Consider the following 12,703-nt stretch of genomic DNA (forward strand, 5'->3'; position numbering starts at 1 on the left):
CCTATGAAATTAACCGACTATTTCATTAAGCATCCCGTTTCTGCAATCATCCTGAACAGTATGATGGTTATTATGGGGTTATTGTGTTTATACAATTTATCCATCAGAGAATATCCTGATATCAGTTTTCCAACAATTACTGTTTATGCTTCCTATCCTAACGCCAGTCCTGACTTGATTGAAAGTTCTGTAACCAACATCCTTGAAGACCGATTGGCAGGAATTGAAGGCCTGGAAACGATCACCTCAGAATCCAATGCGGGAAGTGCCCAGATTACATTGCTGTTTCGTGCAGGAACTTCCATGGACAGAGCTTTGAGTGCTACTCAGGATGCTGTAGGGTTAGCAAAATCACTTTTACCCTCTGAAGTAAAACCTCCTTATGTACAACGTCAAAGAAAATCCACAGGATTACCCTTTATTGGCATTTCATTAGAATCCTCAACGCGCGGATTCGGCGAGTTAACGCATTACGCAAATCTCAATCTCAAAAATGCGTTCCGAAGCGTACCAGGCGTCGCATCAGTAGAAGTCTGGGGACAACCCTATACCTACACCATCAGTCTGGAACCGGATAAACTGTATTCCTTTGGAGTTAATGTTGATGAAGTCGTCCGTTCACTAGCCAATAGCCGCATTTCACTTCCAGCAGGAAATTACCAAAATAAAATTCCCAGTACCCTGCAGTCAGAACCCAAAAGTAAGGAAGAATACGAAAATCTGTTAATAAAAACGACGAATAAAAATCCCATATTTTTAAAATCCGTTGCCAAGGTAGCACTTGAAACAGATACGAGCCAGGTGCGGATTCGAGTAAATGGCCATACTGGCCTGGTACTGTCCATCAACAGAGCGAATGACGCCAACCCAATTGAAGTTTCCAGGAGCATTCGCCAACAGCTTAAAGAATTACAACAGGGTCTACCTAATGATCTGAAAGCAGATGTCATCATTGATCAATCGGATTTTATTAATGCCTCAATAAAAAATATCCGCTCGTCAATCACCGAAGCAATACTACTGGTACTGATCATTGTCTTTTTATTTTTACGCAATATACGTGCGACGATCATCCCTTTAGTGACCATCCCAATTTCGCTACTGGGTTCATTACTGTTTCTCAAAATATTTGGCTTCTCCATTAATCTGATGACTTTATTGGCCATGGTGCTGGCGATTGGTTTGGTAGTTGATGATGCCATTATCGTTTTGGAAAATATCTGGCGTCATATTGAAAAAGGATTATCCCCTTTTGAAGCAGCCCTAAAAGGAGCAAAAGAAATCGGGTTTGCAATCGTTGCAATGACCTGCACTTTGGCAAGTGTGTATCTGCCTATTGCCTTTATTCAAGGAATGTTGGGGCAACTGTTCATTGAATTTGCAGTGGCTCTTGCTGGCAGCGTCATTATCTCAGGGATCGTTGCACTTACCCTGTCACCCCTGATGTGTGCCCGTTTATTAAAAAGCGACGCCAAAAACTGGTTTCCCCAGGTGGACTATGCACTGGAATATCTGGCTCATAATTATGCAAAAGCACTTGACTTCGTTTTTAATCATCAGAAAATCACATGCTTCGCAGCACTATTCTCTATTCTTGCAAGCATTGGTTTGTACCAGGTGATTACTCATGAAACCGCTCCCAAAGAAGATCGAGGGCTGATTGGTGTTTATACTGCCCCCGTATCCGGAGAGGATATCGATGAACTGGATAAGAAAATAATCGACATAGAAAAAACCTTGGGTAAAGTACCGGAATCGGATAAAAAACTGACCTTTATCGGTGACTGGGGAGCCAGCGTAGTCCTTCCACTAAAATCTCATTCACAAAGGAAACGTTCTGCAACTCAAATTATTGATGAATTAAAACCTTCGTTTAACCGATTTCCCTCTATCGATCCTCATGTATGGAGCTGGGATACTGGTTTACCCGGAATTGATAACGCAGGAAGCGGGACGGAATTGACTCTGGTTATTTCAAGTCCGGACAGCTACAGAGAGCTTTTTAACCATATTGAACAGCTCAAAGCAACATTAGATGCCAGCAAAAAATTTGAATCAACCCGTTTTGATCTTCGCCTGGATACCATGGGCTACTCTATTGAACTGGATCACAATCAAATCGCCAGACTGGGACTCACACCCAATCAGGTTGCCAAAACAATAGAAGTCTTTTTTAGTGGAGATAAATCACTAAATTTTGAACATAATGGAGTGCTTTATAATGTGTCGATTAAAGGCAGCACCTCTCCATGGACGCTTAATGAACTCTATCTGACTACTAATGAAGGGAAACGGGTTTCCCTGGGAGCTATTACTCAAATGAAGCCTAGAGCGCAACCAGCCACTCTGGATCATTATCAACAAATGCGCTCAACTACCCTGCATGTGCAATTACATAAAAAAGACTCTATAGCAAAGAGTATTGATCTCGTTTGGACAACAGCCAGGGAACAATTACCGCAACATTATAAGCTCACATGGACAGGATCAGCCAAAACTTTTTTTGAGTCATCTAATGCGATGCTGTTTTTATTGTTATTATCCCTGGCATTTATTTACGCCATATTATCGACTCAATTCCAAAACTTCATCGACCCCTTGATTATTCTGTTTACAGTTCCATTAGCCTGTTCAGGGGCTTTGCTGTGCACCTATCTATTAGGTCAATCAATCAATATATACACCCAGGTGGGCTTGATTACCTTAATCGGATTAATCAGTAAACACGGTATTTTAATGGTGGAATTTGCTAATAAGTTACATCAGGAAGGTAATTCATTTGCAGAATCCATTCAAAAAGCAGCGATTTTGCGATTAAGACCCATCTTAATGACTACTGGAGCTATGGTTTTTGGTGCTATTCCTCTGGTTTTATCTCATGACGCCGGCTCAGAATCACGCCATGCGATCGGAGCCGTTTTAATCGGTGGTTTATGTCTTGGCACCCTGTTTACTCTTTTTGTATTGCCTGCAGTGTATACCCTGATTAAAACCATTCCAGCAAAATCGCGTTAACAAGCATACAGGGAACTTAATCGAGATGATTAAGGTGTGATGATGAAATAATTCGGGTCAAATTGGTAGCAAGTCCAGTACAACATAGACCCTTTAATTTCGGCAGTTATGATTTTCTTGTTTAATGCTCGAAGCTCAGGTTGCTCTGCGAGATAACACACATGTTTTACATTATCTAAAATGACAAAATTACCCTCGGAGCTGGTCTGATAAGAGTCTGGAACTATATAAATAGTTCCAGGATTCTCCAGATACACAGGATTCCCTCTAACAGGTAATTTATGAGATTGAGTAGAGTTATTGGCAAAAGCTGACAGACTGCATAACATGAGCATTAAGTTCAAACCAAGATACATGCTTCCCTTCATGACTCAACCTCCCTTAATCCCTGGATGCATCATGGGAAATACGTCAGGACGACCTAATGAGCCTGATGAACCCTGATACAATCCAAGATCACAGCACACGTCTCACTTGAGTTTCCTAAAAGGAATAATCCCATAAGCGCCATTATTGATTATGAATAAAGAGTAGACTTAAAGTTACATTTTAGCAAAAGAATTCTCTGTACATGACAAAAAACCTGTCTTGCCCGCGCAGGTATGACTACTTACAAGACAAAAAAAATCTGTCTTGCCCACGCAGGCATGACTCCTTACAAGACCAAAAAAATCTGTCTTGCCCACGCAGGCATGACTCCTTACAAGACCAAAAAAATCTGTCTTGCCAGCGCGGGCATGACTGCGTACAGAACAAAAAAAACTGTCTTGCCCGCGAAGGCGGGCAACCATTTAGCAATTGGCACTACAGTACATGGATATAACTCGCTGACATACACTAAAAATCATCTCATCTCGAACGCCCAAAGGAGTTGATAAGGAGTGTATCAGCGAATTGAAAGAGGAGTTTAAACATGGAAAACAATAACCCCCACTGGCTCTTTGGCATCGGTTTATATTGATAAATGGTTGCCCGCCTACGCGGGCATGACAGCATACAGAACAAAAAAAATCTGTCTTGCCCGCGAAGGCGGGCAACCATTTAGCAATTGGCACTACAGTACATGGAAATAAATCGTTGACATACACTAAAAATCATCTCATCTCGAACGCCCAAAAGAGGTGATAAGGAGTGTATTAGCGAATTGAAAGAGGAGTTTAAACATGAAAAACAATAACCCCCACTGGCTCTTTGGCATCGGTTTATTTTGATGAATGGTTGCCCGCCTACGCGGGCATGACTCCTTACAGGACAAAAAAATCTGTCTTGCCCACGCGGGCAAGATAGGTTTTTTATCATGTACAGAGAAAAGAATTACATTGATCTTATTAGTGCAATAAAATCATCCTTCATTTTGTAAAGGAGGCAATTGGTTTTAATCTTCTCTATATAGCCCAAAAGCTCCAGGCGATTCACGACACAAAGAACCTCATCCGTTAGATCGTATCTCAAACGAGGAATCTGAGTATTCAATATAGCCAGCGGATCCACAACAAAAAATTCCCTTATGTTTTGATGTTCCGGATTATTTATGTCCTTTTTTATCTGACTTATAAACTGAGGGTAATCCTGACTCAGTTGCTCCCATTCCAATTGTTTATTTTTATCGTCTTCAACATGTTGTCTTTTAACAATCATGTTTTGCAGTAGGTATTTTCCTGCTATGCCAGCAAGACAACCCATAAATAAACCCGTTACAAATGACAAATCCATAGTGATGATTTAACCGTACAAAATCATCATTATATCAGGCAAAAATAGAACAGTCTGCATTAAAATAGAATTCAGCAGGGATTGATTGGTACTTTATCAGTCTCTTGCTTAAATAAACAGGAACTCATCGGACCCATTTTAAAAACTGGTCTCGAATCCGCTATAGCCAAAGCTTAAGAGTATCAGGAAGATTCATTTTGATTGGGTGTCAAGTTCGTTGCGCTTCAATCAAATACATTCTGGATTCATATTACTTGAAAAAGCAATCTTGATAGGGATAAGAACACTCAAGTATTTTTCTTGATCTCCACGAATAGCGCTTATTTTATGTGCTAAATTTAAAGTATCCTTTGTTGAGGAGCGTGCATCATGTCAAAAAATTTTCTACGGATCCTACTAGGGCTGATCTTAGTGCCATTTCAATCGGTATTCGCTTCCCAGTTGGAAGATCAGGAACTCTGTGTCCAACAAACGGTACAAGCCTGCATGGCACAATGTGAAAAATCGAATGATCTTGCCTGTTCCGATGCATGTCAGCAAAATGCTGAAAATCAATGTATTGAAGCAGGGGAATAATAAAGGCATCCAGCCTATTGCAGAACAGATTCGGATCGCATAAGTTATTAGAGATTTATTTTTCCTTGGTAAAAAACTAAAACCGACTTTGGAATGATCACCCCCCCTGTTTTATTCTAAAATTTCAACTGAATAACACTAAAACATTGCTTGCTTTGTTTAAACGACTTGGATATGATTTATATCGTAATTGTTGAAATATTGGCACTATAGTGTTAAAATTGCACAATTATAAAGGGGATGTCTCTATAAAATACTAGCAATGAAATGAGGATCTTTTCATGTCGTCAAATGAATCCGCAGCAATAGTATCACCTATATCAGAAAACAAAGTTTCAGAGTGGAGAAAACAAGATACGGTTTGGATGTTAAGTCTTTACGGTACAGCGATTGGCGCAGGAACACTCTTTCTGCCTATAGATGCAGGACTTAATGGGATTGTACCTCTAATTATTATGGCCTTGCTGGCATTCCCAATGACCTACTACTCGCACCGTGCCTTATGCCGCTTTGTACTATCCGGATCATCACCACACAATGACATCACTGAGGTAGTAGAGGAGCACTTCGGTACCTTTGCAGGCCGAATGTTAACCGCGTTATATTTCTTTGCCATTTACCCTATTTTATTAATGTACAGTGTGGCAATAACGAACACGACAGAAAGCTTCATAGTGAATCAGTTGGGACTCAATGCTCCACCAAGAGCACTTCTGGCTATCATACTTATACTGGCCTTAATGGGTATAGTACGTTTCGGTCAGGAAATCATTGTAAAATCAATGTCATTAATGGTGTATCCTTTCGCAACCATCTTACTGCTCCTGTCACTTTATTTAATTCCCAATTGGAACAATGCCATATTACAACAAAGCAACTCTTTGCAGGCTAATGGCGGGCATGGTTTGTTAATGACCTTATGGCTGATCATTCCCGTCATGGTGTTTTCTTTTAATCATTCCCCCATAATCTCTTCCTTTGCTGTCAGTCAAAAGCAGCAATACGGTAATCAGGCAGACAAACAAAGCTCATTAATTATGAAATACAGCCATTTACTCATGGTTTTTTCAGTCATGTTCTTTGTATTTAGTTGTGTTTTTAGTCTGTCACCTCAGGATTTAATGCAGGCAAAACAGCAAAACATCTCGATTTTGTCTTATCTGGCCAATCATTTTAATACTCCCATCATTGCATACATAGCCCCGGTTATTGCGTTTATTGCGATTTCAAAATCATTTCTTGGTCACTATCTTGGTGCAAAAGAAGGCATGAGCAGCATTGTCGTAAAAACCTTGAAATCGTCTGGAAAAACGATCAGTAAAAGCGCGTTGCAACGAGTCATTGAAGTATTCATGATACTGACCTGCTGGATCGTCGCTACAATTAATCCTAATATTCTGAAAATGATAGAGACATTGGGAGGACCGGTCATTGCAGTTCTGCTGTTCATCATGCCAATGTATGCCATTGCCCGAGTTCCTGCGATGAAAAAATACAGTAATCAAATCAGTAATGTATTTATAACCATCATGGGGTTTATCTCCATCTCCGCAATCATTTATGGACTTATTTAGGATGAGTTGACTTCCGGGATAACTGGATGACACCTTAAACACAATGCATGTAGTTCCCGCGTAAGCGCACAAGTGCCAGGGGAAATTGAGCCTCTTTCGATCAAATCTCCTCTCCACCGCACGTAGCTCGGAGGAGAGGGTTGAGGAACACACGATTTACGTAATCTTCAACCCTGAATGCACAACTTCTGAAGGCTGCTCAGTTGCAGGAGCGTTACAAAAGAAAGAAAAGCAATTAAACCCATTAGGCTTAAATCGCTTTAACTCATGATCAATGATGCTGTTCAGTTCACCTTGAGTACTGGTCCACCCAAATAACCCTCTGATTTGTCGGATGATCCATAATCTGCTTCGTAACTGACGAATGTATTGCAGTCCCGCACACTCCAATTGCGGTGAACGCCCATTTATATCTTTTTTTAACTGAGTCAGTATTTGTTTAAACTCAGGGTTTGCTCTATTTTCTTTCGTGTATCTGGTAACACATTGTATCGCTAAATTCTTTTTATTCTTTAAACAAAAACGGTGATCTTCACCAATGTCCCTGAGAATGTCTTTGAATTGATCATAAGTTTGTACCTGTGTAACCCTGTCCAGATAAGCTGTGGCAAATTTATACTGTTCAACCTTCTCCAATTGATTAAATAATTTAAATTCCTTTGATTGTGACGCACCATGCTCCAGTAAATGCCGCATGGTAAAACGAAGATCCTGACGAACATCTACAGGATGAGCTTCAGCTGAAGGTATTCTCTCGAGGGCACAATCCAAGGGAGTTTGCCCTTTATTATTTTTTTTATTAATTAAATGCCCGTACTTTTGCAAAGTTTCTTCATAACGATAATCACCAAGCTTGATAGCAATATGAAGGGGAGTATCGCCGTCATCTATTCCACCATCAGGAGCACATAACTGCTGATGTATTTGCATGGTCTGTTTTATCTGCTCAACAATCAATTGATTATCGTGCCCATGATCTCGTAATATTTCGTTGATTAAAGCATTGTTCTCATCTGCAGTTAAATCGACGAGAAAATGACGAAATTCTTTTATTGAAAAAAGCACTGATCTTAACTGAGCCTGTCTTGCTGCCGTTGCCTGAGTAAATAATGCGATTCGCGCCCTGTCACAGGAATTACTAGCATCCAGACACTCATTTAAAGCGCGCGCAATCAATTCATCGGGCAATAAAATATGCTTATAAAACGACAGCCATTTTGCTTTTTTAAACTCAGGTAAATCCTTTAATCGAGAGAACGACTCAACTTCAGCTTGATTGTGATACTCTTTATTGTTCCATGGATTTGGAAAAAAACTGAGTTTGGTGGGCCAGTAGGAATTAGCAGAATCTCTGATATTGGGAAAATTCAACAAGTCTTTTGCCGTAATATTAAATGCATTATCGCTATTCATCCAATGCGACGGTCTTGCAAAAAAATAAGACATAATGCTATCAGCAAACATTAAATCATGATCGATTTTAAAAAAAACAACCTTGGGCTTGCCATCATGCTCTACCAGATAAAAACCAAAATTTCCTTTATGCAGATCATCCTCTTCCAAAGTGAACGAGCTGGCGAATATGCTGGCTAAAGAAGCATAATCAATACGAACGGAACCAGACTTCTCTGCCTTCAAAAGTGATTTGAAGAAAGCTGGTGGTAATTGATCGAGAAAATAAAGCGGAATCTTCTCTGCAGAACGTACGGTTTTTTTCTTCAATTCCTTGATTGAAAACGAGTGTTTCAAAGAATAAAAAGGGTGATTTAACCCTTCGTTTTTTTCTACAACGTAGCAAAGGTGCTCAATTCCCAATCCGACAATATGATTAGAATCATCTACTACCAACTTTTGATCAGGAATCGAATTCCCGAACATAAACAAGCGAGCCAGTTTGCTAAAAGCGATTTCCAGTTGTGAATACTGAGGATTATTGAATTTATTTTTTTTAAAAATAATCCTTATCGGCTTCCCACCTCTACCAGGAGGAGTATGGCTTGCGTCCGGATAGGTTTCATGCCCGGAATGGAATGGCTTTCCAAGTTTAATGTCGTTAATATTGTAAAATGAAACCATAAGGGTGCGATCAAAATTCATAGATCATTATTTTACCATACTGTGCAAAATAATCAAAACAAGCGTCTTTATTACAATTTATCCAAATCATCCGGTTGAATCGTCAGATTATCGTCTTTAGAATCAAAGGTCTTTTCTTCATTAAGACGAATTTGTAATCCTACGTTATTTTTAGAATCAGCGTATTTAATAGCACTTTCTTTAGTAATTTTACCGTCTTTATATAAATTGAGTAATGCCTGATCAAAGGTCTGCATCCCCTGTTCAGTACTTCGAGCCATGACTTCCTTGATTTCCTCAACCTTACCCTTCTCAATCAGATCCGAGATATAGGGAGTATTAATTAATATCTCAACTGCCGCGATGCGTTGGTTGTCAATTCCAGGAACTAATCGCAAAGAAATAATCGCTCGTAAATTCAAGGATAAATCCGTTAAAATCTGTTGTTTAGCGTCTTCAGGAAAAAAATTGATAATCCGATCCAGGGTTTGGTTTGCATTATTGGCATGCAGGGTAGAAATACATAAATGCCCGGTTTCAGCATAAGCGATGGCATGTTTCATGGAATTACGCTCGCGTATTTCTCCAATCAAAATAACGTCTGGCGCTTCCCTCATGGCATTTTTCAAAGCATTATCATAACTTAAAGTATCAATTCCGATTTCACGCTGATCGACTATGGATTTCTTGTGTTCGTGCACAAATTCAATGGGATCTTCTATAGTCAGAATATGTCCTCTGGTCGTTTCATTTCGATGATCAATCATAGCGGCCAAAGTTGTTGATTTACCCGAGCCAGTAGATCCAACTACCAACACCAGACCGCGAATTTCCTGTACGATCGATTTTAATATCAACGGCAATCTTAACTCTTCTATGGATGGGATCACCCCTTTTATATAACGCACCACCATCGCCACTTCACCCCGTTGGCGAAATAAATTGATCCGGAAACGCCCCACACCGTTGATCGATAAAGCCATATTCAACTCCATATTGGCCTCAAATTCCTTTTGTTGCTCATCATTGGTTATCGATAAAACAATTTCCGCCATTTGCTGGCTTTTAATTGCTGCTTGTCCAATCGGAGAGGTCACTCCTTGAATTTTAATATTGGGTGGAGCACCCACACTAAAAAATAAATCCGAAGCCTCTTTATCCACCATCAATTTGAAAAAAGGAGTAATATCCATATTGTTTAAGCTCAACTTTTTAATTTTTATATAATTTAGTTTAGTCAAATCTTATGATTATGCGAATTCTGTCAGGATTTACGAACAACACTTAATTTCATGATTAAAAATAAGGACTCTTACCTTCTTCAGGATGACGAATAAAAAGTGAGGTAATTTCTACAAAAAGATAGGAATCGAGCACTGCGCGACCTCATTGTCAAGGCCAGATCCCCCACGCTGCGCGCGGAGGCGAGGGCAGCTGATTCTTTAACCTGTAGGCTTTAAGCGAGGTGTCCGACCTTTTTCTTCTGAGCGCAAAACTCATCTCTTTAATGTATTTTGTTCTCCCTGATTGTCCGGATCTTGGGGCCTTAGCGACTCCAGGATAAAGAATGAATGGAAACCAATGAGTGCAGAAGTACCTCTATCTGATGATGACGCGGTTGGGGATGGTGCAGAGTCTGAATCGTGATCGAGGCTGGATGAATCTGGACCAAGTTGATTAGCCGTTCGATTTTTAACTTGTTCCAGTATTGCTTTAAGATAACTTAGGGATTCAGTATCTCCTGCGTTTTCGACCAACGTCAGAAGTCTAGTGAGATATCCGTACTGAGCAAGTATAACACCAGCTCTTGACTGCTCAGAAAGGCAATCCAACAACTGTACCAGGAGATCGGGGCGTTTTTCTGCAATCAGGTGCAGCACAGTATTGCTAGCGTAGTCTTGTGCCAATAAGGCGCCTGCTCTTGCCGCCTCGGGAAGACAATCCAACAACTGTACCAAGAGATCAGGACGATTTCCTGCGATCAGGTGCAGCACGGTATATTCATTTGGGGTCTTTAGCATCACTGCTTCTGCTGCTTCTGCCACTACTGCCTTCGGAAAGTAGTCCTGAAGTTCCAGTAGGTATCTGGTGTTTTCTACGGCATTGTGAAATACAGTATCTACGTTACGCTCCTCCAAAGCGCTTGCTCTTGACGCCTCAGGAAGGCAATCCAACAACTGAACCAGGAGATCAGGACGATTTTGTGCGATCAGGTGCAGCACCGTATTGCCATAGCTGTCTTTCATCATAACGGCATCTAACCTTGCCTCCTCAGGCAGGTAATCCAACAGCTGTTTCAGAACATCAGGGCTGTAGTTTGCCGAGCCGTGCAGCACGGTTTCACCAAATGTGTTTTTTAACGTCAGAGCGCCTGCCAATGCTGGCTTCGAAATGGAGTTTATAACCAGCTCTAAGGTCTTGTAATAACTTGCAACAAAATGCAGCACGGTATCGCCATTTCCATCCTGTGCCACTATAGCGTCTGTTCTTGCCGGCTCGGGTAGATAATCCAGCAACCGCATCAGGACATCGCGGCATTTAAATGCAGCCAGATGCAATACAGTCTTTTTATACCTACCCGTTAACCTCAAAGCGTCTGCCACTGCTGCTTTCGGAAGGTAGTCCAGAAGCGCGATTAAGGATCGGGAGTCGTTTGTAGCGTTGTGCAGTAAAGTATCTCCTAATTTATTCTGCGCCATGACAGCGTCTGCCCTTCTAATCTCAGGCAAATAGTCCAGCAGCTGTTTCAGGAGATCAGGTCGTGCTTTTTCTGCGATTAAATGGAGCACAGTGATGCCAACTTGATTCTTTAATGTTATGGCGTCTGCCAATACTTCCTTCGGAAGGTAGTCCAGAAGTGATTGTAAGGTCTCGGGATAGACTGCGGCCAGGTGCAGCAAAGTATTGCCTATTGAGTAGGTTTGTAACACGATTCCGGCTCTGTCTGCCTCCGGCAGACAGTTCAAAACATCTATCAAAAGTTCGTGGTGGCTGCCTGTGATTAGGTACATTACGGTAATCCCACAATCATTCCTTCCCTTGACAGCTTTTGTCCTTGCCGCCGCTGGTAAGCAATTCAGAATCTCTTTAAGAAACCTGGGGTTATTTCTTGCCACCGTGTGTAGCACGGTATCTCCCTTTAATCTCATTCTCATCACGATGTCTACCCTTAATTGATCGGGCAGGAAGACCAGAATCTCTTTTAAGAATTCAGGATATTGTGCCGCCAGGTGCACCATGGAAGTACCCTCGTCGGTTTTTGCCATGACGACTTCAACCCTTTGATGCTCAGATAATGCCTGAAGAAACCATTGGACAAAAGACAGATGTTGATTCTCGATGGCCACTTGAAGCATGGGGAATTGGTCTTTGAACTTCACGTCGTAAGCTGCGCCTCGGCCCATCAGGGCAGCAGCAAAGACTGTGTTTCCGTACTCTGCAGCAAGATAAAACGGGGTTAACTTATTTCTATTGGTGGCATTGGGATGAAACCCCGGAAGTTCAACAATTTGATGCACTATCGCTGCGGGCATATCCCTAGACGCTGCCAGCAGTAGTGCAACATCAAGGCTGGATGCGGGCGTGATAGTGCCGGGTGTGAGCAGCACTGGAACGGGAGGTTCTCCTGTCGAGTCAAGTGCAGCAACATGTTCAACCTGAGCAAGCAGCGCTTCGGGCCAGGAATCTCGTGAAAGCGCATCGCCTGCGGTGTTCTGCTCCTGATTGCATCGGTTGCGGATGAATTCAAG

8 protein-coding genes are annotated in these 12,703 nt (G+C 41.3%); 3 read left to right on the forward strand and 5 right to left on the reverse strand.

Annotated elements, in window-relative coordinates:
* The first annotated feature begins 3 nt into the window (after positions 1-3).
* Positions 4-3,015 carry a multidrug efflux RND transporter permease subunit LpeB gene (gene lpeB, locus G543_RS0109290; RefSeq protein WP_028384282.1) on the forward strand — a complete coding sequence of 1,004 codons (3,012 nt, stop codon included), beginning with the start codon at positions 4-6 and terminating at the stop codon, positions 3,013-3,015.
* A 29-nt stretch (positions 3,016-3,044) separates the two neighbouring features.
* On the opposite strand, the gene G543_RS0109295 is transcribed toward lpeB, so the two are convergent.
* Both G543_RS0109295 and G543_RS0109305 read right to left on the reverse strand, forming a co-directional pair.
* Positions 3,045-3,383 (reverse strand): hypothetical protein, encoded by a 339-nt coding sequence (locus G543_RS0109295; protein ID WP_028384283.1) that lies wholly within the window; start codon positions 3,381-3,383, stop codon positions 3,045-3,047.
* Positions 3,384-4,329: 946 nt separating this feature from the next.
* The gene (locus G543_RS0109305) at positions 4,330-4,728 is read right to left on the reverse strand and encodes a hypothetical protein (RefSeq protein ID WP_028384285.1); all 399 of its coding nucleotides are present in this window, start codon (positions 4,726-4,728) and stop codon (positions 4,330-4,332) included.
* Between the two features lie 369 nt (positions 4,729-5,097).
* Between G543_RS0109305 and G543_RS0109310 the strand changes: the two genes are divergently transcribed.
* Entirely contained in the window at positions 5,098-5,304 is a 207-nt protein-coding gene (locus G543_RS0109310; RefSeq protein WP_028384286.1) for a hypothetical protein, read from the forward strand.
* 281 nt (positions 5,305-5,585) lie between these two features.
* Complete coding sequence (locus tag G543_RS0109315; RefSeq protein WP_028384287.1) at positions 5,586-6,878, forward strand: serine/threonine transporter; 1,293 nt, start codon at positions 5,586-5,588, stop codon at positions 6,876-6,878.
* Positions 6,879-7,034: 156 nt separating this feature from the next.
* Here G543_RS0109315 and ankK read toward each other — a convergent pair whose 3' ends face one another.
* The 3 genes from ankK to G543_RS19110 form a co-directional block, all read right to left on the reverse strand.
* The gene (gene ankK / locus G543_RS0109320) at positions 7,035-8,975 is read right to left on the reverse strand and encodes a Dot/Icm T4SS effector AnkK/LegA5 (protein ID WP_115343465.1); all 1,941 of its coding nucleotides are present in this window, start codon (positions 8,973-8,975) and stop codon (positions 7,035-7,037) included.
* 50 nt (positions 8,976-9,025) lie between these two features.
* Entirely contained in the window at positions 9,026-10,147 is a 1,122-nt protein-coding gene (locus tag G543_RS0109325; RefSeq protein ID WP_028384289.1) for a PilT/PilU family type 4a pilus ATPase, read from the reverse strand.
* Positions 10,148-10,450: 303 nt separating this feature from the next.
* On the reverse strand, positions 10,451-12,703 hold a 2,253-nt coding region (locus tag G543_RS19110), incomplete at its 5' end, for an ankyrin repeat domain-containing protein (RefSeq protein WP_035921920.1).

The organism is Legionella moravica DSM 19234 (genome assembly GCF_000423305.1).
In the GTDB taxonomy this organism is placed as follows: Bacteria; Pseudomonadota; Gammaproteobacteria; order Legionellales; family Legionellaceae; genus Legionella; species Legionella moravica.